The sequence below is a fragment of the Mesorhizobium sp. B1-1-8 genome (assembly GCF_006442795.2).
In the GTDB taxonomy this organism is placed as follows: domain Bacteria; phylum Pseudomonadota; class Alphaproteobacteria; order Rhizobiales; family Rhizobiaceae; genus Mesorhizobium.
Genome location: NZ_CP083956.1, coordinates 3,169,683 through 3,190,357 on the forward strand (window position 1 = coordinate 3,169,683; position 20,675 = coordinate 3,190,357).

17 protein-coding genes are annotated in these 20,675 nt (G+C 62.9%); 6 read left to right on the forward strand and 11 right to left on the reverse strand.

Features of this window, described 5'->3' with window-relative positions; all coding sequences use genetic code 11:
- Positions 1–53: 53 nt before the first annotated feature.
- From FJ974_RS15355 to FJ974_RS15365, 3 genes are read right to left on the reverse strand one after another with little or no spacing between them, the layout of a single operon-like run.
- Positions 54–3,320 (reverse strand): error-prone DNA polymerase, encoded by a 3,267-nt coding sequence (locus FJ974_RS15355; RefSeq protein WP_140532770.1) that lies wholly within the window; start codon positions 3,318–3,320, stop codon positions 54–56.
- Positions 3,317–4,840, reverse strand: a complete 1,524-nt coding sequence (locus FJ974_RS15360) for a DUF6504 family protein (RefSeq protein ID WP_140532771.1) — start codon at positions 4,838–4,840, stop codon at positions 3,317–3,319. Before FJ974_RS15360 ends, FJ974_RS15355 begins: the two co-directional genes overlap by 4 nt.
- Complete coding sequence (locus tag FJ974_RS15365; protein WP_140532772.1) at positions 4,755–5,507, reverse strand: ImuA family protein; 753 nt, start codon at positions 5,505–5,507, stop codon at positions 4,755–4,757. The genes FJ974_RS15360 and FJ974_RS15365 overlap by 86 nt, the downstream gene beginning before the upstream one ends.
- Between FJ974_RS15365 and FJ974_RS15370 the strand changes: the two genes are divergently transcribed.
- From FJ974_RS15370 to FJ974_RS15385, 4 genes are read left to right on the forward strand one after another with little or no spacing between them, the layout of a single operon-like run.
- On the forward strand, positions 5,488–6,798 hold the full coding sequence (locus FJ974_RS15370; protein ID WP_226891276.1) for an SMODS domain-containing nucleotidyltransferase: 1,311 nt from the start codon (positions 5,488–5,490) through the stop codon (positions 6,796–6,798). The two genes, FJ974_RS15365 and FJ974_RS15370, sit on opposite strands and share 20 nt — an antisense overlap.
- The gene (locus FJ974_RS15375; protein ID WP_140532773.1) at positions 6,795–8,489 is read left to right on the forward strand and encodes a ThiF family adenylyltransferase; all 1,695 of its coding nucleotides are present in this window, start codon (positions 6,795–6,797) and stop codon (positions 8,487–8,489) included. The genes FJ974_RS15370 and FJ974_RS15375 overlap by 4 nt, the downstream gene beginning before the upstream one ends.
- The gene (locus FJ974_RS15380; RefSeq protein WP_140532774.1) at positions 8,467–8,937 is read left to right on the forward strand and encodes a Mov34/MPN/PAD-1 family protein; all 471 of its coding nucleotides are present in this window, start codon (positions 8,467–8,469) and stop codon (positions 8,935–8,937) included. Before FJ974_RS15375 ends, FJ974_RS15380 begins: the two co-directional genes overlap by 23 nt.
- Positions 8,924–10,345: an SAVED domain-containing protein gene (locus FJ974_RS15385; RefSeq protein WP_140532775.1), complete on the forward strand. Its 1,422-nt coding sequence runs from the start codon at positions 8,924–8,926 to the stop codon at positions 10,343–10,345. Before FJ974_RS15380 ends, FJ974_RS15385 begins: the two co-directional genes overlap by 14 nt.
- On the opposite strand, the gene FJ974_RS15390 is transcribed toward FJ974_RS15385, so the two are convergent.
- The 7 genes from FJ974_RS15390 to map all read right to left on the reverse strand — a co-directional run bounded on the left by FJ974_RS15390 (position 10,346) and on the right by map (position 16,449).
- A complete protein-coding gene (locus tag FJ974_RS15390; RefSeq protein WP_140532776.1) occupies positions 10,346–10,990 on the reverse strand; it encodes a hypothetical protein in 645 nt (214 codons plus the stop codon).
- Positions 10,954–11,247 (reverse strand): hypothetical protein, encoded by a 294-nt coding sequence (locus FJ974_RS15395; RefSeq protein WP_181177082.1) that lies wholly within the window; start codon positions 11,245–11,247, stop codon positions 10,954–10,956. Before FJ974_RS15395 ends, FJ974_RS15390 begins: the two co-directional genes overlap by 37 nt.
- Complete coding sequence (locus tag FJ974_RS15400) at positions 11,244–12,611, reverse strand: PDDEXK nuclease domain-containing protein (protein WP_226891277.1); 1,368 nt, start codon at positions 12,609–12,611, stop codon at positions 11,244–11,246. Before FJ974_RS15400 ends, FJ974_RS15395 begins: the two co-directional genes overlap by 4 nt.
- Positions 12,608–13,861, reverse strand: a complete 1,254-nt coding sequence (locus FJ974_RS15405) for a tyrosine-type recombinase/integrase (protein ID WP_140532778.1) — start codon at positions 13,859–13,861, stop codon at positions 12,608–12,610. The genes FJ974_RS15400 and FJ974_RS15405 overlap by 4 nt, the downstream gene beginning before the upstream one ends.
- A 147-nt stretch (positions 13,862–14,008) precedes the next feature.
- On the reverse strand, positions 14,009–14,665 hold the full coding sequence (locus FJ974_RS15410; RefSeq protein ID WP_181177083.1) for a RadC family protein: 657 nt from the start codon (positions 14,663–14,665) through the stop codon (positions 14,009–14,011).
- 88 nt (positions 14,666–14,753) lie between these two features.
- Positions 14,754–15,551, reverse strand: a complete 798-nt coding sequence (locus FJ974_RS15415; protein WP_140532779.1) for a TIGR01458 family HAD-type hydrolase — start codon at positions 15,549–15,551, stop codon at positions 14,754–14,756.
- A 70-nt stretch (positions 15,552–15,621) separates the two neighbouring features.
- Positions 15,622–16,449, reverse strand: a complete 828-nt coding sequence (map, locus tag FJ974_RS15420; protein ID WP_140532780.1) for a type I methionyl aminopeptidase — start codon at positions 16,447–16,449, stop codon at positions 15,622–15,624.
- A gap of 294 nt (positions 16,450–16,743) precedes the next feature.
- On the opposite strand from map, the gene FJ974_RS15425 reads away from it, so the two are divergent.
- Complete coding sequence (locus tag FJ974_RS15425; RefSeq protein WP_140532781.1) at positions 16,744–17,718, forward strand: ABC transporter substrate-binding protein; 975 nt, start codon at positions 16,744–16,746, stop codon at positions 17,716–17,718.
- 149 nt (positions 17,719–17,867) lie between these two features.
- Positions 17,868–19,469 carry an ABC transporter permease gene (locus FJ974_RS15430; RefSeq protein WP_140532920.1) on the forward strand — a complete coding sequence of 534 codons (1,602 nt, stop codon included), beginning with the start codon at positions 17,868–17,870 and terminating at the stop codon, positions 19,467–19,469.
- Positions 19,470–19,588: 119 nt separating this feature from the next.
- Here FJ974_RS15430 and FJ974_RS15435 read toward each other — a convergent pair whose 3' ends face one another.
- Positions 19,589–20,632, reverse strand: coding sequence for an ABC transporter ATP-binding protein (locus FJ974_RS15435; RefSeq protein ID WP_140532782.1), 1,044 nt, complete (start codon positions 20,630–20,632; stop codon positions 19,589–19,591).
- Positions 20,633–20,675: the final 43 nt, after the last annotated feature.

Sequence of the window (20,675 nt, forward strand, 5' to 3'; positions counted from 1 at the left end):
CCAAAAATGAGTGATAATTAGTGTAATACAAAATTTGATCTAAGCAAGGGGTATCAACGGAAATCCCGCGTCTTCACCTTTAGCCCGCTGATGTGGCCATATGGATCGGCGAAATCGCGAGCGCGCAGTCCCTTGGGCGGTCGTTCCCTTGGGGCGGGACCGCCCCCATGGTGCGCCTGATCACCACGACCATGCGGGAGCGGGAACACGGTATCGCGGCGGCCAACGCTGGCAAGGTCGGCGGAAAGGTCGGCGACCTTCTGGACGACCAGATGCACGACTTCGCCCTCGCGCTGGATACGGCCGCGCACCGCCATCATTGAGGTTCCGAGGAACGTCCGGCGGTTGGCCTCGAACACCTTCGGCCACACGACGAGATTGGCGATGCCGGTCTCATCCTCCAGCGTCACGAACAGCACTCCCTTGGCGCTGCTGGGTCGCTGGCGCACAAGGACGACACCGGCGGCCTCGAGCCAGCGGCCGTCGCGCGCCGCCATCGCCTCGGCGCAACTGACAATGCGACGTTTGCGGAGATCGTCTCGCAGAAACGAGACCGGATGCGCGCGGAGCGACAGCCCGACATGGCCGTAGTCCTGCACCACCTCGCCGCCGGCTGTCATCGGTCGGAGCACGGCGGGCGGTTCGGCGATTTCAGGGACGACGGCAGCCTCACGCGCGGAAGCGGCCGCGAACAGCGGGAGGGGCTCATCCCGCAAGGCGCGGATGGCCCAGAGCGCTTCGCGTCGCGCCAGTCCGAACGCCGGCCGAAAGGCGTCGGCTTCGGCGAGTTGCACGAGTGCCGCCTGTGGCACGCCGGCTCGCTGCCATAGATCGTCAACCGAAGCGAAAGGCTCATCACCGCGGGCGGTGACGATTGACGCGGCGTGGATATTGGCCAGTCCTTTGACCATGCGCAGTCCGAGGCGGACGGCGAGCCTGCTGTCGTCGCTCGTTGATTCGAGCGTGCAATCCCAACGGGAGACGTTGGCGCAGACGGGGCGGACCTCGACACCGTGAGCAATGGCGTCACGGACGATCTGCGCCGGCGCATAAAAACCCATCGGCTGGGAATTCAACAGCGCCGCGCAAAAGACGTCGGGATGCCAGCATTTGAGCCAGGCGGATGCGTAGGCGATGAGCGCAAAGGAGGCCGCGTGACTTTCCGGAAATCCGTAGGAGCCGAAGCCTTCAAGCTGACGAAATGTCTGCTCCGCGAAGTCGGGCGCATAGCCATTGGCAACCATGCCATCCACGAGTTTCGCCTTGAAGGACGAGACGCCGCCCGTGTGCTTGAAGGTGGCCATCGACTTACGCAGCATGTCGGCCTCGCCGGGCGTAAACCCGGCGCATTCGATCGCAACCCGCATCGCCTGCTCTTGAAAAAGTGGGACGCCCAGCGTCTTGCCGAGTACCTTTTCCAGCTCGGGTTTCGGATAGTGGACGGGCTCGATCCCTTCGCGGCGACGCAGATACGGATGCACCATATCGCCCTGGATTGGACCCGGCCGCACGATGGCGACCTGAACGACCAGATCGTAAAACGTTCGGGGTTTGAGGCGCGGCAGCATCGACATCTGCGCGCGGCTCTCGATCTGAAAGGTGCCGAGCGTGTCTGCCTTGCGGATCATCGCATAGGTGCGCGGATCTTCGGCTGGGATGGTCGCGAGGTCGAGCGCGACACCTTTGTGCTCGGCGAGCAAGTCGAGACCGCGCTTCATGCACGTCAGCATGCCGAGCGCCAGGACGTCGACTTTCATGAAGCGCAACGCGTCGATGTCGTCCTTGTCCCACTCGATGACTTGCCGGTCCTCCATTGCGGCAGGCTCGATCGGCACGAGGTCGTCGAGCCGATCGTGGGTCAGCACGAAACCACCCGGATGTTGCGACAAGTGGCGCGGCGTACCCTGGAGCTGGCGGGCGAGATCGAGTGTCAGGCGAAGCCGACGGTCGGTGCTGTTGAGATTGAGCTGTTCGACCTGGCCTTCGGTGACGCCTTCCTCGGACCAGCCCCAGACCATGCCGGAGAGCGTCTTGACAAGGTCCTCGGGCAGGCCAAGCGCCTTGCCGACATCGCGCAGTGCGCCCTTGGTGCGATAGCGGATGACCGTCGAGCACAAGGCGGCGTGGTCACGGCCATAGGTGTCGAACACCCACTGCATGACGATCTCGCGCCGCTCATGCTCGAAATCGACGTCGATATCGGGTGGCTCCCGGCGTTCCTCCGAAACGAAACGCTCGAACAGCAAGTCATTTCGGCCGGGATCGATAGAGGTGATGCCGAGCACAAAACAGACAGCGGAGTTCGCGGCCGAACCGCGGCCCTGGCAGAGGATATCGCGGGAGCGGGCGAAGCGGACGATGCTGTTCACCGTCAGGAAGTAAGGCGCGTAGTCGAGCTTCGCGATCAGTCGCAGCTCGTGGAGCAGGGTCGCGCGAACGCTCTCCGGCAAACCTTCGGGATAGCGGCGCTCTGCGCCTTCCCAGGTGAGTTTCTCCAGCGCCTGCTGTGGGGTCAGCGATGGGTCGTCGCGCTCCTCGGGATATTGATAGGCGAGTTCGTCTAGCGAGAAGCGGCAGCGCTCGGTGATTTCCACTGTGCGCGCCAGCGCCTCCGGGTAGCGGCTGAAGAGCCGATACATTTCTTCCGGCGGTTTCAAATAGCGATCGGCATGCCGCTCGCGCCGATCGCCCAGCTCGTCGATCGTGACGTTGTGGCGGATGGCGGACACGACGTCCTGCAGAATGCGCCGCCCGGGATCGTGAAAAAGCACGTCGTTGGTGACGATGGTCGGCACGCGCATTTGCGCCGCGAGGTTCGAGAGGTTGTGAAGGCGGAGCTGGTCGTTCGGCCGGCGCCGCAGTGTGAGCGCCATATAGACTCGATCGCCGAACGCTTCGCGCAGCCGGCGCAACCGCAAACCGCATTCGGCGTCAGCGATATCGGGCAAGAACACGGCTATGAGACCCTCGCCATAGGCCACGAGATCATCCCACTGGAGGTCGCACTTGGCCTTGCCAGCGCGCTTCTTGCCGAGCGAGAGCAGCCGGCAGAGCCGAGAATAGGCAGGACGATCGGTCGGATAGACCAGTACCGACAATCCATCGGTTAGATCGAGCCGACACCCGACGACCAGGCGCGCGCCCGTCGCTTTCGCCGCCTCGCGGGCGCGCACGATGCCGGCGAGCGAATTGCGATCGACCACGGCGAGCGCCTCGATGCCGAGGCGTGCGGCTTGCGCAAACAGTTCCTCGGCCGAGGACGCGCCACGCAGGAAGCTGTAATGGCTCGTCACTTGAAGCTCGGCATAGCGCGGGATCATCCGAACACCCCATGCAGGAACCAACGATGCGAGCCGGTGGCGGCATCCTCGCCGTCGCCGGCGCGATAGATCCAGTAGCGCTCGCCGGCTTCATCCTCGACCCGGAAATAGTCTCGCACCGCGACCATCTCGGCGTCGCGCCGCCACCATTCGCCGAACACGCGCTCTGGCCCGTCCGCGCGCTTCACGCGCCGGCGGACGCCGCGCCAGGTGAAGGAGACGGGCGGGTGGTCGGGCAGCAGCGCGACGGTTTCGATCAGCTCGGGATGGCCGAGTAGCCGCGATGGCCGAGGCCAATGTCCAGGCCAGGTCGCGCCGCTGTCGGGAGAGGCGGCGGGAATTCGACACACCGATCGCTCGGGCACGTCGCTGGCGACAGGCGCCATGCGATAGATCGCGCGCTCGCCGACCCTATTCGCGAGTGTGTCGATCAGATCGGAAATATCCGGGGTGGCGACCTCAATGAGGCTGCTCGCCATCTGCTTGCGGTCAAGCGGTTCGGCGATGCTCGCGGCCAGAGTCATGATCTCGATCCCGAAGCCGGGATCAATCGTCTCGATTTTCTCGCACAGGAGCCGGGTCAGGCGTTTCGTGTCGCGCACCGGCTGCGCCATGCCGACACGCACGGCAGCAACGCGACTATCGACGCGGTGACAGAGGAGATCCAGCCGACGCGCGCCCATGCCCTTTTCTTCGAGCGCGGTGCAGAGTTGATCGGTTAGCTTGCCGATATAGCGAGCAATGGTCTCGGCCGCCCCGATGGGCTCGGGGAATGCCCAGCGCACCTCGATCAGATCGGGCGGACGCACGGGATCGATCGGCTCGGCCAAGGCCCCCAGCGCCTGGTCGATGCGTCGACCCAGCTCCGGACCGAACCGCAGCGTAAGCGGCGCGCGCGGTTGGGCGAGGAGATCGCCGATGCGCTCGAATCCCAGCACACGCAGGTCGGACGACATCTTTCGCGACAATCGCAGCGCCTCGAGTGGGAGGCTTGTGAGTACGGATGCGCCGTGCCCGGGAGGCGCAACGAAGGTCGGACGCGCCGCGTAGCGGGCGAGAGCGTGGGCAGCGCCCCAGCTATCGGCGATGGCGGCGCGTGCTGTGACGCGGGACATGATGACCCGTCCGATCAGCGCGTCGAGCATGGCCTGCTCGCCGCCATGAAGATGGTCGGCGCCGGTTGTATCGATGGCGATGCCGTCCGGAGCGTCGGCGGCGACGATCGGCGCGAACCGTTGCAACACCCAGAGCGCAAGGCGCTCCAACGCGGCCCCATCCTCGACGGGGTCGGCATCTCTGACGACTAGGCCGGGAACGAGAACCTGCGCTTTGGCCACGGGCATACCGACATGAACGCCGACGGCCTGGGCCGCTGCGTCCGCGGCCACCACGAACCGCCTGCTTCCCTCCCGGCCAATTAGGACGAGCGGCGCCTCATGCGGAGGCGCCGCGTCGCCAGCCTTCCGCCGCAGCCGGTCGGTGGACCAGATCGGCAGGAAGAGCGAGACGACCCGTGTCATCGCAAGCCTCCAACTCGAAATCAGCACTCTCGCCCGCGCGTGCGCGGATCAACTCAACAAGCCAGCGGTGTCGACCGACGCCAGGCACGGGCAGCGGCTCCGAAGGAAGCGCGGATACGCGCCAGCGCGTCATCGCTGCGGTCGGCTGCCCGAAGTCCGCTGCTTCCGTGTGTCGTCGCCAGCGCCGCAATGCGATCGCAATAGAGCCCGTTCCCTCGGCGGAAAGCTGAAGCCGGCGTGAGGCAGTCATCGACAGGCGCGCGACTTCTGCAACGACGGCGCCGAGGCCGCCGTGACGCAGCCCTTCCTCCATACAGGCGAGCACCGTCCTATCGTCGCCTGCCTCCAGGTAGATCACTCGGTCAGAGGTCAGGCCGGCCTGAGCAAGTGCCGGCGCGAAAAGATCGGGCCGCGTGATGCACCAGAGGGTTTTGCCGGTGGTGCGTGCGGCTATACCGGCCGCGAATAATGCTGCGGCTGCACCATCAACTGCACCGTTGCCACCACCAGCGATTTCATGAAGAGCACCGCGTGCGAGGCCACCGCCCGGGAGCCGCGAGTCTACCTCGGCTATCCCAAAGGGGAGAACCGATTTCGCGCGCCGGCTTCTGCCTTCGATCTTTTCGATCTGCGTGCGCAAAGACTCTATGGCGGGCCCGGGCCGCAAGCTCGTTCTTGACCTCCTTGGGCAGGTGCGCTTTCATGTTCCTTATTTGTTCTTCTTTTCAGGCGAAGGAGTCAAGGAGGATTCGTCGGGCCAGCACAAGGCGGCGGACGATATGCGCCGCAAATGCGGTCGGCAGCGATCTTGGCTCGTCTGGAGGTGGATGCTTCCCATAAATTGTTTGGAAATCAGTGGATTCTCGCTCAAGTCGTTGGTTCAGGTTCTTGAATGCCTGCGAGACGATCGCGATATTGAACGGATAGCGAACATTGGGGGGCTTATGCCGGTTCCACAGGCACGTTTTACGGAATTACTCGCGGATATCGAACCAAGTGCAACAACGAAGTCCCGCGCATCTGGCGGGCACAGCGGCATTCGGGAACATCTTCGGACACAAGAACAGTTTAAGAATAGGTACGTTTCGAGCTTTTTGTCGGGAAGCTACGCGCGCAGCACGTCGATCCGTCCACGGACGTCGGCTGACGGCCAAGAGCGTCCGGACGTGGATATCATTATCGTCACGAACTTCTCTACCAGCGACCATCCCGACGACGTGCTGAACGAAGTCTGTCGTGCGCTTGAGGATGGAGGCGAGGGCTACGAGGTCGAGCGCATCAACAAGCGTTCGGTGCGTGTCGAGACATGGCAGGCCGATATGGACATCGTGCCGGTCGTGCAGACGTGGAATGGATACATGATTCCGGACCGTGACAACGGCACCTGGAAATTCACCAACCCGCCGGTCCATACGTCATGGAGCGCAGAGCAAAATGAAAGGTTCGGCGGCCGCTTCAAGCCGCTCGTCAAGCTGTTCAAGTGGTGGCGTCGCATTAATCCCAGCGGCAGACGCCCAAAAGGCTTTGTTCTCGAGAAGCTGGTTTCGCTTCACGCGCCGATTTCACAGACGCACTACGGCGAGGCATTCGCACAGTTGCTCAAGAATATCTACGATGCGTATGGGTATCTCGCTGCGATGGACCAGAAGCCATTCATCGCCGACCCTGCGGATCAGTCGAACGACATTCTTGGCAAAGTGACGCTCGCTCAGTGGAAGGATTTCGTCGAGAAGGTTCGAGTCTACGCCGACATTGCGCGTCGGGCGCAAGTAGCGGAGGACATGGAGGAAGCGACGCGGCAATGGCGCCGCGTCTTCGGTGATCGGTTCAAGGCCACCGCGAATGTGGCGAAGGCGGCCGCCTATGGCGGCTTCGCGACGGCAGCACCTGTGGCTGCTGGCTACACTTTCCCGAATGCGATGGCCGCCCCCGCCAATAAGCCGCGTGGTTTCGCTTGAAATTCTGGTGGCTCGCCAATTCTTCGAGGCTGGGGGTCGAGAAGGCCGGAATCGAATCGCTCGCGCGTGAAGAGGAGTGGTTCGAACTCGATCGCTGGCGATTCCATGCAGGCAGGCTGAGCGCCGAAGGTGTTCTGATCGCGCACGGCCATCGTTATGCAGTGCGCCTAGTCTATCCGGATCAATATCCGGAGGTGCCTGCATGGGTCGAACCGCATGATGAGGTTCGCTGGACTGCGCACCAGTATGACAAGGGTACGCTTTGTCTTGAGCTGAGGCCCGACAATTGGAGTTCCGGCGCAACAGGAGCCGATGTCCTTCGCAGTGCGCACAACCTGCTCATGATCGAGAATCCTCTCGGGAAGGGCGAGCAGAAGGCGCCATCGGTGCACGATATCGGGCAACTACAGGCCTATGATTGGGGCGCGCACCCGGTCCTGATCGGCTCGGGTTGCGCAGAGCGCATTCGCGCTGGAACGGCGCGCGATCTGAGTGCTCTGCGCTGGATGGCCAATGACGATGTATGGCCGATATTGATCCACGACGAAGAGGATCGTCGATTGGCCAGACGACCTCCGGGGCCAGACCTCAATAGCTGGCGTTTTCAGGTGCCGGTTTATGTTTCCGGCGAGTCTGCGCCGTCCACTGGACCGGCCGACCGCGCGGAGTTGGTTCGAACTGCTGCGTTCGATCCTGAGACGTCCACAGCGGTCGAAGCATCGACGGCCGGTGTAGTTGTCTTCGCCGACGGCACTGATCTCGGAGTGGTCCACCTCGTTGCCGACGGCGGCACACATCGGCGTCGTGTGTTTGTCCTGCCCGATGAGGATGGCGCGCGTTCGGTGCGGTCGGCGGACGCCGGAACGAAGCGTGTGACAGTCGTTGGCGCTGGTTCGGTCGGATCCAAGATTGCTGAGGCCGTGCTGCGTTCAGGTGTCCAACATCTGACCTTGGTCGATGGCGATGTGCTGCTGCCAGGAAATTTGGAGCGCCACGCATTGGATTGGCGTGACGTCGGCTTTCGCAAGGTTCATGGGTTGAAACGGCGGCTGTTCGGCATTGTGCCGGGGGCGGAGATAACAGCGATCGATGTCAACTTGAACTGGCAGCGATCAGCAAAGACACATGCTTGGCAGATCGAGGCAGTGGCGGAAGGAAACGTGATTGTCGACGCGACCGGCGATCCTGCGACCGCGCTATTTCTGGCGGCGGTAGCCGAGGCGAATGGCCGAGCCTTTGTCTCGGCCGAAGTCTTTGAGGGTGGTCTCGGCGCCTTGATTGCAGCGTGCTTGCCAAATCGCGATGTGCCCTTTGTCGAAGGCCGGGCGACATTTCTTGCATGGTGCGATGCGCAGGGTATCAAACCGCCAGAGCCTGGCCCGCGACGCTACGAAATGCTGGCCGAGGATGGGGCTCCTGTCATTGCGGACGATGCTGCTGTCACGATCACCGCAGGTCACGCCGCGCGCGTGGTGCTCGACATCCTCGACGGCAATCCGCCTCCGACCGATTCCGCTTGGTTGCTGCTCGGATATCGGAAGGGCTGGCTGTTCGACGGACACGGCCACACGATCCGCCTGAATGTCGGCGAACGCGGGGTCGGGGCACCAGTAGCTGACGATCCGGAGGCGCGATCGTTTGCGCTAAAGCTATTCAAGGAGTGGGTTGGTGAGAGTAGCACTGGCGGCTGATCAAGCAGGAAAGCTTGTCGCCGCTCTGAGGCGTGCGGGGATCAAGGAAATTGGTGGTCAGTTGTTCGGCGAACAGCTCGCGCCGTCGGAATTTCGCGTAACCGAGCTGACCGTGCAGTCCCGACCTGGCACGTTTGCGCGCTTCGTCGTCGATTTACTGCAGGCGGCGAAGGATGCGGTTCGGTTTTTCGATAGAACAGATCATCGATACACGCGCTACAACTACATCGGCGAGTGGCACAGCCATCCAAGCTTCGCGGTGCAACCCAGCAGGCCAGACGTGGCGACCATGCGGGATCTCGTCCGGGACTCGCAGTTTGCGGGCACCTTTGCCGTCCTGATGATCGTTCGGTTGGACGCCGAGACGCTGACGGTCGGAGCGTGGGTCTTTGACCCGCAAGGGGAGGAGCGCGCGATCACATTGGAGGTGGAACTTGAGCAACAATGAGAATGCGCCGACGCTGACTGACGCCAGGGGTGTGGGCGGTGTGATTGCGCAAGATGGTTTCGATTATCAGCTCTACGACGGTCTGGCCCGGCTGCCGGCCTGGCTGGCCTATCCCGCCTTTGAGCAGATGATATTTGAAGGCCTGGAAGATCTGGAGGCGCGATTTTTTGCGCCACATGCGCCGAGAGAACGGCTGCTCGAGCGGTTTCAAGCAAAGGCTGGTTCGCTGGCGCCTGCCGATGTGCGAGAGGTTTTCGAGACATTCGCTAAATTCGAGACGGCCTTTCCTCATGCGGCGCGCGTCCACACGTTGGTGACACCACGATTGCCGCCGACCGTAGGCTGGCTGGCACGGGATCCAAGCCGGGTTCGTAAGGCTCGCCCTTTCTACGCGCCCTTTGCCGATATGATGGCGGCGAGCGACGCTGAGCTGCGGAAACGACTCATCGAGACCTATGGAGATGCGCTGGGGACATTCGTTGCGCAGTCGGTGGAGGTTAGCGAGCGCAACCTTCCGGATCGTGACGCCGCTTTGGCGACCTTCGGAGTCGAACTCGACCGAACCTTCCCCTCTCTTGAGGCACCTCAACGGCGCGTGGCTGACGCATTCGAAGCACTGAGCGGGCTCGCACGGCGGTCGTTAGGCGCGCCGCTCGGGCGAGCCATCCTGTTGCGCACAATTGAAGACGCCTTGGGTAGATCGCTTCCGCTACCGGATCGTTTCCCGATTCAAATTCGCTCGGATCGAAACGAGATCAACGAGCGTAGCCTGGAGATTGACGCTAGTGCGTTTTCGGGGCGTGAAGGGAAATTTCCGGGATCAGCGGTGTGGGCTGACGATCTCGTCGTGCCGCTGAATCGCACGGCGCATTGGCTTCGTAGTCATGACGTTACTCGTATAGCGCTCCGCGGCTCCTATCGCCTGACGACTGCGCTGGTGACTGGTTGGTCATTCCGTGCAGCGATCGGTTTCGAGTTGGAGATACCAACACGCGAGGGCGCGTGGGCGACCGATGATCGGCCATCATCGAGTGATCCGGTGCCAGGCTGGAGTATCGCAGAGCCAACCGCCCTTCATGGCGATCAACTCATAATTTCGGTTGGTGTTTTGCGCGATCCAGCGGCGGATCTACTTGAAACTGCGGGCATCCCGGCCGAGTCGGTGCTGAGGCTCTTTCTTGATGCGCCAATTACATCGGCCAAGTCTGCGCAAGCAGGCGTTTCGGCCATGAAGCGGGCGGCAGATACTGCGGTTGCCAGACTGCGACCTAAAGGGATTCAGCTCTTTTTTGCGGGACCCGCGGCTTTTGCCATCGCGCTCGGCCATCGCTGGAACGCGATGCCGCCGACGCAACTGCATGAATTCGTCACCGCCAGTCGAGTCTATGTCGCAAGTGCGCTGATTTGATCACGAGCGGTGGACGAGATTTTTGATCCACGCCATCGCAGTTTCGATAGCCCAGCTTGTTTGATGTGGCGTCAAAGCAGGAGGACGCTGGCTCCCCGCGCCGTGGCCGTGCGGATTGCGCACGTGGACAAAGTAGGCCTTCAGCATATCCCCCTCCCAGGGGGCGAGAAAGCGCCCGTTTTGTTGGCTTACAAGATTGTCGATGTAATTCGCAGCGCCGCGCTCACGGCCCGTTGACCAACCTCTATCATCGGATATGATCTTGATGGCGCTCTCCAGCGCTTTTGCCGCGTGGAAGGCCGCATCCTGGCGCTGCGCATCCGCGTGCTCAATGGCCTCCTTCAATTCACGATCAACATTCGCCCATTTTGAGTCTTGCAGGACCGCCCAGCAAGGCTCCGCTGTGCGCGTCTCGGTCAACTCATCTCGAGCGAATTGCAGGAGCCCGTTGTGATAGTGCAGGTCCATCCGGGCGTGCCGGAGACGGCTGTTCAACTCGTCCACGGCCCGCGCTACGAGGCGGACCGCGTCTGGAACAGCGGAGGCAAGTTCGCGCGCCCGCTCTTCCGCAAAGCGGAATAGCAGTTCCACCAAGCTAAGACGCATCTTCAAAAAGGTGTCGGCGGCCCATGACGATCCTTCCATAGATCGTGGACTTCCGTGAGGAATTCGCCACAGACCGCGTCCCAGGACGGGGCATCATAGAGACGCCCACGGCCCATTTCGCGCGCGAGCGCGTCATGTGCCTCCTTAAAGAAGGCGACATCCAAGCGCAGGGTCCCCACAAGGTCGTCGAAGACGATGTGAGCGACTTGGACAAAGAGCTGGTGAATCTCAGGAGTGGGGCGGTCTGCCCAATAGATCTGTTGAGGATACCGGCGAACGAACAGGTCTTGGATCATGAATTATTGCCATTTGTGGGGTCGTTTTCAGACTGGCTTCGCAGGTCACTCAGAAACACCGTGCCTACATCAACCGCTCGCCGCGCGTTTTCCGAATCCACGTCGACCCCGTGCGAGGCTTCATTCATGACGCGGAGAGATTCGAGAAATTTCTCCGTGCCGGCCGGAGCGAGCCCACGACGCTGCAAATCGCGGAGCATATTGCCGAGGCCTGTCGGGCGAACGGGAGCAACGCTGTTGGCAGCCATCAAGTCGCGCACGGCACGTTCGATCTCGATCCGCAGCTTGACCACAGACATGAGCGGAAACTCGCGCGCGAACTCCTCGACGGTTGGAAGTTCGTGCTGAAGCTGTGCTGGTAATGCCGGTGAAAGCCGATACTGGGCGACGCCCATGGGTTTGCTGCTATCGCGCAGGGCATATTCGACGATCACTTCATTTCGGCCCTTGCACAGAATGATGCCGATGGTCGGCTGATCGTCCTTGTGCCGAAGCTGATCATCGACGGCCGACAGATAGAAGTTCAGCTTGCCGGCGAACTCAGGCTTGAAGTCCTCGATTTTCAGCTCGATGACGACGAAGCAGCGCAGCCGAAGGTGATAGAAAAGCAGATCGAGATAGTAATCCTGCCCGCCGACCTCGAGATGGTACTGGCTCCCGACGAAGGCGAAGCCCTTGCCGAGTTCGAGGATGAGAGAACGCAGATGCTCGATCAGACCGCGTTCGAGGTCGCGCTCCAGCATGTCGGGGCCGAGCGCGAGGAAGTCGAATGTGTAAGGGTCTTTGATGAGCTGCTGGGCAAGCTCGGACTGCCGGGCGGGAAGGGTTCGGGAGAAGTTGGTGAGCGCGCTGCCCTGCCGCGCGAACAGATTGCTTTCGATCTGATGGACGAGGACGGGACGGCTCCAGCCGTGTTCGATGGCCTGCCGGGCGTACCATGTGCGTTCCTCGGTCGCCTTGACGCTGTCGAGCAAGCTCACGTTATGGCCCCAGGGTAATTGTGCAATGACCCGTTGCACAAATTCGCTGTCCGGCCAGGCATCGGCCAAAGCGCGCATATATTTCAGGTTTCGGGCCGAAAGGCCGGTCATTTCGGGGAAGGCCCGGCGGAGATCCTCGGCTAGCCGGTCGATGACCTTGGCGCCCCAGCCTTCGCGCTCCTGACGCGCCAGAATATCACGACCGATGCCCCAGTAGAGCAGGATCAGCTCCCGATTGACCGAAAGGCTGGCGCGATAACGAGCCTCGGCGATCTTTTGCTTCAGATCGCCGATGAACGCGGAATAACTCTGCGGGTCGATCTCGACGGTCCGACTGAAGACCTTGGCACGGCGAGGCGCTGGTTTGGAGGGCCGAGAACTCACGCAGCCTCCTTCATCAAGGGCTTGCGCCTCTTTTTCGAGAGCAGTTCGCGGACGAACTTGTCCCACTTTGCCACCGCTGCGCGTTTTTCTGGCATGTAGTTCCAGCGATCATAACTCTTAGAGCTGACATCCTGGAGCGTGTGGTTTTGCAGCCGATCTCTTATCTCCTTCGTCAAGCCAGCTTTACCGGCGAGGGTCTTCCATGTTCGCCGGAGATCGCGATTGGTCACGACAGGGATGATCTCGCGATCGCGCTGGCGCCACATGAACGAATAGAGTGTGCCGTGGCTGACCGGCTTCGACGGGTCGGTCGCAGACGGGAAGAACCAGCCAAATTCGTTGGGCTTGATCGACTCGATAAGCTCGGCCGCGATTCTGGGCACGGGAATGGCGTGCGGCTTGCCGTTCTTCGTTTTCGACCAGTCAATGATGCGCTCGGCCGCATCCCATTGGTCAACGTGCAACCGGGCGATTTCCTCGACGCGCTGGCCCGTCAGCATGAGAATTCTGACAGCACGCGCGTATGGCGGATGAACCGGCCTATCGGGGTATTCAAGCCAGCGATAGAGACGGATGAATTCGTCCTCATCTAACCAGCGCGTGCCGACATTCTTAGGTTCAGTCGGAATACCTGCGGCGGGATTGTAAACGAGGCGGAACCGTCGGGCTGATGTGCTGCGGTAGTCGTGTTCGGACTTCAGGCCCCAACTAAAAGCGGAACGAATGTAGCTGCGGACATGATCGGCCATGGAGCGTTTGCCGCGCTCATAAATGGGGCGGATGATTGCAGTGATCTCGTCCGGTTCTATGTCACGGGCGGGACGGTTGCGCCCGAGCGTGTCAGCGATTTTGTTGAGACCCTTTTCCGCCTCTTTCCAGGACGATTTTCCCGCCTCCTTGAGGTTGGCGACATAGGCTTCGAAAAGATCGGCGACCGTACCGGGCCGTGTGTCGCCAGCGATCTTGATGCTGCGACCCTTTTGGATCATTTCCGCGAAGTCGCGATTGAACACCTCGCGTGCTTTGCTGAGTGGCATCGATGGATAAGAGCCGAGCTTCTTTTTGATCCGCTTCTCATCGCGCCATTGTTGGGCCATCCAATCAGCCGTCACCCGTGTCGGCATTGGCTTCATGACGAGGACGAGGCGACCGGTGCCGTGACCCTCACCATCGACGAGGCTTAGCTGTTTTCCTGTCTGTTCGACCTGCTTGAGGGCGCGGCGTATTTCTCCATCGGTAAGGCTTGGCACTGGGGTCTCCCGTCGGCTTTCTAGTGGGGTCGCCAGTCGGATTTGTGGGGCCGGCAACTGGGGTCAAAAAGGGCTACGATCCCCTTAAAACCGACCCCAATATGCCACAATAGCCGGGAGTACGACAAGCCAAAAAAACGTTGTGTTTCAATGGGTATATGCGTGATCCAACGTGATCGAAAGGGGGTGAGTGGGATGGTTGTGGACCAGGATAATGGCGCTGGCGGAGAGTTCGAGCGCCCGCTTCACCACCTCGCGCGGATAGACCGGCGTGTGGTCGACGGTGCCGGTCTGCTGCACCTCGTCGACGATCAGCCCATTCTTCTTGTCGAGGAACAGGATGCGGAACTGTTCGCGGCTCTCGAAGGCCATGGCCGAGCGGCAATAGTCGAGAAGCTGCGTCCAGTTAGACAGCACTTCGCGGCCGCGCACTTCGCCGCGCGCCATGCGCTGCGCCATCGCGGCGATGATCTTCAGCTCGAGCGCCGCCGCCGGCCCGATGCCCTTGATCTCTTCCAGCAGAGCGGCGGGCGCGCCGAACACTTCGGCCAGCGAGCCGAAGCGGGCAATCAGCGCCTTGGCGATCGGCTTGGTGTCGACGCGCGGGATCAGCCGGAAAAGCAGAAGCTCGAGAAGCTCATAGTCGGGCAGGGCGTCGGGACCGCTCGCCGCGAAGCGCTCACGCAGCCGGTCGCGATGACCGAGGTAATGCGGCTTTTCCACCGCCGCTGCGGTTGTCTTCTTAAGCGGCGGCTCGATCCAGGCTTCGGAGAAGAATGCCCGCTCGTCGTCAGTTTTCCCCATGGGCCCGCCCGTGCTCGTCCGGACCGGAGAGGTCCGATGGAGACACTAGAGCATGATTGCGAAAGGGGAAACCGGCTCTCGATTACTTTCAGGACGGTTGCCGGTGACCGCTCACCGAATCCCGATGTGTAATGATCCAGTCGGCTGCCGCCGCGAGATCGGCAACGGTCGACGTCGGGCGGGGATCGAAGCGGGTTTCGTCGCCTGGCCGATATTTGCCTGTCCGCACCAGAAGTGCGCCGGAAAGCCCGGCGCGCAGGGCGCCGGCGACATCGGCCTCGGCATCATCGCCGACCATGACCGCTTCATCCGGCGCACAGCCCATGCTTGCCAGCGCCGACCGAAAGAATTCCGGTGCTGGCTTGCCGACAAGGGTCGCATGGTTCCCGGAAGCAAATTCCAATGCCGCGACGAATGGCCCGGCATCGAGGCTGAGCTCGCCATCGGCATCCCGAAACATCCGGTTGGTGGCAAGGGCCAGCAGTTCGGCTCCCTTGCCCAACTCACGGGACGCCTCGTTCAATGCGGCATAGGTGAAGGCGTCGCCGGCATCTCCGACGACGACGGCACGCCGGCCGCGATCCGGCAGTCCGCGGAAGTCCGGCGCCAGGCTGGGGTGCACCAACAGGTATGGCGCGCGATTGTTGCGCAGAAGCCATTCGCGCGCTGCGTGGGCCGGCGTGAAAACGTCCGCCCCTGCAACCGGGAGCCCGATCGCTGCCAGACGTTCGACAACAGTCTGTTTTGACGACCGGGTGGTGTTGCTGACGAAGCGCACGGTCAAACCTGCCCGACGCAAACGCGCAACAGCGTCGACCCCGCCCGGTATGGCGGCATCGCCATCATAGATGACGCCTGCAAGATCGAGCAGCACGCCTCTTGTCATTGTCTCAGCATGAACGGGAGACCGCCAGGCGTCAAATCCGGCGAACGCCGGGCTTCTGCCGCAGTGCCTGCTACGCCGGCAGGCCGGGCCGGTCGAGTTTTTTCGGCGACAGCGTGAAGATCTCGCAGCCGGTCTCGGTGACGCCGATCGTGTGCTCGTACTGCGCCGACAGCGAACGGTCGCGCGTCACCGCTGTCCAGCCGTCCGATAGCACTTTCACATGCGGCCGGCCGAGATTGATCATCGGCTCGACGGTGAAGATCATGCCGGGCCGCATCTCGACGCCTTCATTGGCGGTGCCGTAGTGCAGGATGTTCGGCGCATCGTGGAAAAGCCGGCCGACGCCGTGGCCGCAGAAGTCGCGCACAACCGAGCAGCGCTCGGCCTCGGCATAGGTCTGGATGGCGGCGCCGATGGCGCCGGTGCGGACGCCCGGCTTGATCGCCGCGATGCCACGCATCAGGCACTCATAGGTCACTTCGAGCAGTCGCTCGGCCGCGCGCTTGATCGTGCCCACCGGATACATGCGCGAGGAATCGCCGTGCCAGCCGTCGAGGATAAAGGTGACGTCGATGTTGACGATGTCGCCATCCTTCAGAGGCTTGTTGTCGGGAATGCCATGGCAAACAACGTGGTTGATCGAGGTGCAGGAAGATTTGGTGTAGCCGCGATAGTTGAGCGTCGCCGGCAGTGCGCCATGATCCACGCCGAACTCGAAGACGAAGCGATCGATGGCTTCGGTGGTGACGCCGGGCTTCACCATCGGCACCAGCTCGTCGAGACAGCGCGCGGTTAGGTCGCAAGCCTTGCGCATGCCGGCAAAGCCTTCCTCGCCGTAGAGGCGGATCTGACCCGTGTTTCTCAAGGGGGCCGTGGCGGCGTCGAGGTAGGTGACCATTTTGTTCGCTAGCCGGTGTTGGCTCGTTAGGCGAGCCGGTGCAGAAAATTTCTCCAGATTTGGCACTTGAAGCGGCAAGGTTCAAGGAGGAACTGCCGTGGATGGATGCTCCGGCGAAGATTTGCGGGAGTGTTCGCCGCATGTCCCAGGCAACGCGATGGGAAGGCGGACACTGTAGAGAGCGCCACCGGGTGCCCATCGCCCTGTCACACAATGGTTATCCTGCGGCCTTAGTCAGGTTTTGCAGCCCCGGCGAACGCCGGACTTCCTCATGTCATTCGAACAGGTATCCCCATGCGCCAGATCGTCTTCGCCGCCATGTTGCTGGCATCCTCCGTTGCCGGCGCGTCCGCCGCCGACGGCACGCTTGTGCTCTACACCAGCCAGCCGAACACCGATGCCCAGCAGACCGTCGATGCCTTCATGGCGAAGAACCCCGGCGTCAAGGTCGACTGGGTGCGCGACGGCACGCCGAAGATCCTGGCCAAGCTGCGCGCCGAGATCGAAGCCGGCCAGCCGCAGGCGGATGTGCTGTTAATCGCCGATGTGGTGACCATGGAAGGCCTGAAAAAGGAAGGCCGGCTGCTTGCTTATCCCGAGGCGAAGGTCGACGGCCTCGACGCCGCGCTCTACGACAAGGACAAGACCTATTTCTCGACCAAGCTGATCACCACCGGCATCGTCTACAACACCAAGGCGCCTTTCGTGCCGACGAGCTGGGAAGACCTGACCAAGCCGGAAGCCAAGGGGCTGATCGCCATGCCGAGCCCGCTGACTTCGGGTGCGGCGATGATCCATGCCGTCACGCTGACCGGCAACCTGCCCGAGGGCTGGGACTATTACGGCGCTCTCGCCAAGAATGGTGCGCAAGCCTCAGGCGGCAATGGCGACGTGCTCAAGGCCGTCAGCGGCGGCGACAAGCTGTTCGGCATGATCGTCGACTACATGCCGATCCGCGAGAAGGCCAAGGGCGCTCCGGTTGAGTTCGTCTTCCCGAAGGAAGGCGTTTCGGCCGTCACCGAGCCGGTGGCGATCCTCTCCACCGCCAAGAACAAGGAAGCGGCGAAGGCCTTCGTCGATTTCCTGCTCTCCAAGGACGGGCAGGAAGTCACTGCCAAGATGGGCTACATCCCGGCGCGCGCCGATGTCGCGCTGCCGGCCGGCTATCCGGATCGCGCCGCCATCAAGGTGCTGGGCTATGACGCCGCCGCGGCACTCGCCAACGATGCCGCGAACAAGGAAAAGTTCAGCGCGGTGATGAGCCAGTAAACGGCTTGTCCTCAACGGGACAACGTATCGCGGGGCAGGGGCTGGCTTCGCCGGGGCTTGGCGGCTTTGCGCCGGCAGGCCCGATAACTGGCCGGCGTCTGTCGGCGCTGGCGGTGCTGCTCATTATCGCCGTGCTCAGCCTGCTGCCGATGGCGCGCCTCGTCCTCGCGGCGATCGCCCCCGGCGGCGGGGTTGATTTCACCGCCTTCGCCGCCCGGCTTGCTGCGCCTGCGGCATTGCGGGCGATGTGGCACACGCTGGATACAGCCTTTTTCGGCGGCGTGCTGGCGCTTTGTCTCGGCATTCCTTTCGCCATCGGCGTCACCATGGCCGATTTGCCGGGGCGAAAAATCCTCGGTTTCCTCCTGCTGTTACCGCTGATGATTGCGCCGCAGGTCACGGCGCTCGCCTGGCTGCATCTGTTCGGCCCGTCGAGCACCTTGCTTGGCATGTTCGACCTGGCGCCGCCGCCGGGCACCGCCAATCCGATGCTTGGCCGCAACGGCATCGTCCTGCTTTATGCGGTGCAGCACGCGCCGATCGTCTTCATCACCATGCGGGCGGGGCTGTCGCGGGTGCCGCGCGATCTGGTCGAGGCGGCACGATCCTGCGGCGCGAGGCCGCTCGCCGTATTGCGGACCATCGTGCTGCCGGTGGTGCGCCCCTATGTCGTGGCAGCCGCGGCACTTGCCTTCGTTTCCGGCGTCGGCAATTTCGGCATCCCGGCACTGCTCGGCATGCCCGTCAACTACCTGACCCTGCCGACGCTGATCTACCAGGACCTGTCGAGCTTCGGGCCGGGCGTGCTGCCGCAGATCGCGGCGCTCTCGGTGCTCGTCGGCGCCCTGGCGCTGGTCGGCATGGCGTTCCAGTCGGTGGCGTTGCGCGGCGCGGGGCATCGCCTCGTTGCCGGCACGCCGGCGCAATTCGAGCTCGGACGCTACCGCTTGCCGCTCGCCTGCCTTTGCTGGCTGGTCATCGCCCTGATCCTCGTGCTTCCGGCCTGCGCGCTGCTGGCGACATCGCTGGTGCCATCCTTCGGCGTGCCGCTTGGCTGGCAGACCGCAACGACTTCAAACTATGTCGAAGTGCTCGCCCGGCAGGCGTCGACGGTGCGGGCCTTCCGCAACTCGCTGTTCTTTGCCGGGGGTGCCGCGTTGATCCTCGCGCTCGGCGTCATACCGATGGCCGCGGTGCTCGAACGCTTCGACCGGCGCTGGCGTCGCGTGCTTGGCGGCATCGTCGATCTGCCTTACTCGATCCCCGGCGTCGTGCTGGCAATCGCCTGCATCCTTCTGTTCCTGCGGCCGCTGCCGCTGATCGGCAGCCTCTATGCGACGGCGTCGATCATCCTGATCGCCTATGCAATGCGGTTCCTGACGCTGGCGATGAAACCGGTGACGACGGCGGTCGGGCAGCTCCCGCGCGATCTCGACGAGGCGGCGGCGGTGTCCGGCGCGGGTCCGTTTCGCCGACTGTGGACGATCACTTCGCCGCTCGTGGCGCCGGCGGCGGTGGCGGGAGGGCTGCTGGTCTTCATGAGCGCCTTCAACGAACTGACGGTTTCGGCGCTTTTGTGGTCGAGCGGCAAGGAGACGCTGGGCGTGGTGCTGTTCAGCCTGGAAGAGGCGGGGCTCGGCACGCAGGCCGCCGCCATCGCCGTATCGACGATCGTCGTCGTTGTCGTGCTGCTTCTGGCGCTCGACCGTTTCGGCCGGCGCCTGCCGGCAGGCGTTCTGCCATGGCGATGACGTCTAAAGCAGGTCGCGTGAAAAAGGATTCACGCAACCTGCTTCAGGTCTTTGATTTTAAGCATGTCTTTATCCCGAACCGCTGCACACTTTCGGGAGACATGCTTCAAGCCAGGCGCTCAGGCGCCCGGCACCACCCAGGCGTCGGACACCGCGACATAGACGCGCTGCCCGGCTGTCAGCGCCTCGGTGCTGTCAACCAGCAATTGCTGTCCCGGGTCGGCGAGCGCCAGCCGCACCTCATGCACCGGGCCGCGATAGACGCTGTCGAGCACGGTTGCCGGCAGGCCGTCGGAAGCGATGCGCAAGGCCTCCGGCCGCAGCAGGACCTTGACCGCACCCGTTGGCTCGCCTTCGCTGCGCGCCGCCAGGCGATGCCCGGCGATGTCGATCATCGAGGTCTGGCCGGAATGGTGGACCGTGTTGCCGGAAACCAGGCTGCCGCGGCCGACAAAGCCCGCAATCGTGGCATCGGCGGGAGAGCGGTAGATCTCCTGCGGCGTCGCTGCCTGCAGCAATTTGCCCTTGCTCATCACCGCGACGCGGTCGGCAAGCGCCAGCGCCTCGGCCTGGTCGTGCGTGACATAGACGATCGTCGCGCCGGTGCGGCGATGGATATCGCGAAACGCATCGACCATGGCCGAGCGCAGATGCATGTCGAGATTGGCCAGCGGCTCGTCGAACAGGATGATCCTGGCTTCGGCGACCAGGCAGCGGGCGAGCGCCACGCGCTGTCTTTGGCCGCCTGAAAGCTCGTCGATGCGGCGCTTGCCGAAGCCATTGAGGCCGACGATATCGAGCACGGCGCCGACGCGGGTGGGGATGTCGGAGGACGCGATATGCCTGGCCTTCAACGGATAAGCGACGTTTTCGGCGACATCCATATGCGGCCACAACGCGTAGGACTGGAAGACGACGCCGACGCCGCGCTGTTCCGGCGGCAGCTGCCGCTTCGGGTCGGCGACCAGCGCATCGCCGAACAGGACGCGGCCTTCGCTCGGCGCCTCGAACCCCGCGATCAGCCGCAACATGGTCGTCTTGCCGCAACCGGATGGACCGAGCAGCGCGGTGAACGAACCCTCCGGGAAGGCGAGTGATACACCGTCCAGCGCGGTCGTGTCGCCATACTGCTTGGTGAGGGATTCGACCCGGATTTCGCTCATGTTTCGTCCGCGGCAAGGTGGCGACGGCCCGGCAATACGTTGG

Bases quoted from the DNA above. Each gene is read 5' to 3' on its own strand.
- FJ974_RS15355 (WP_140532770.1), bottom strand. From the start codon at position 3,320: ATGATCCCGCGCTATGCCGAGCTTCAAGTGACGAGCCATTACAGCTTC.
- FJ974_RS15360 (WP_140532771.1), bottom strand. From the start codon at position 4,840: ATGACACGGGTCGTCTCGCTCTTCCTGCCGATCTGGTCCACCGACCGG.
- FJ974_RS15370 (WP_226891276.1), top strand. From the start codon at position 5,488: ATGGCGGGCCCGGGCCGCAAGCTCGTTCTTGACCTCCTTGGGCAGGTG.
- FJ974_RS15390 (WP_140532776.1), bottom strand. From the start codon at position 10,990: ATGGAAGGATCGTCATGGGCCGCCGACACCTTTTTGAAGATGCGTCTT.
- FJ974_RS15395 (WP_181177082.1), bottom strand. From the start codon at position 11,247: ATGATCCAAGACCTGTTCGTTCGCCGGTATCCTCAACAGATCTATTGG.
- FJ974_RS15410 (WP_181177083.1), bottom strand. From the start codon at position 14,665: ATGGGGAAAACTGACGACGAGCGGGCATTCTTCTCCGAAGCCTGGATC.
- FJ974_RS15415 (WP_140532779.1), bottom strand. From the start codon at position 15,551: ATGACAAGAGGCGTGCTGCTCGATCTTGCAGGCGTCATCTATGATGGC.
- map (WP_140532780.1), bottom strand. From the start codon at position 16,449: ATGGTCACCTACCTCGACGCCGCCACGGCCCCCTTGAGAAACACGGGT.
- FJ974_RS15425 (WP_140532781.1), top strand. From the start codon at position 16,744: ATGCGCCAGATCGTCTTCGCCGCCATGTTGCTGGCATCCTCCGTTGCC.
- FJ974_RS15430 (WP_140532920.1), top strand. From the start codon at position 17,868: ATGGCGCGCCTCGTCCTCGCGGCGATCGCCCCCGGCGGCGGGGTTGAT.
- FJ974_RS15435 (WP_140532782.1), bottom strand. From the start codon at position 20,632: ATGAGCGAAATCCGGGTCGAATCCCTCACCAAGCAGTATGGCGACACG.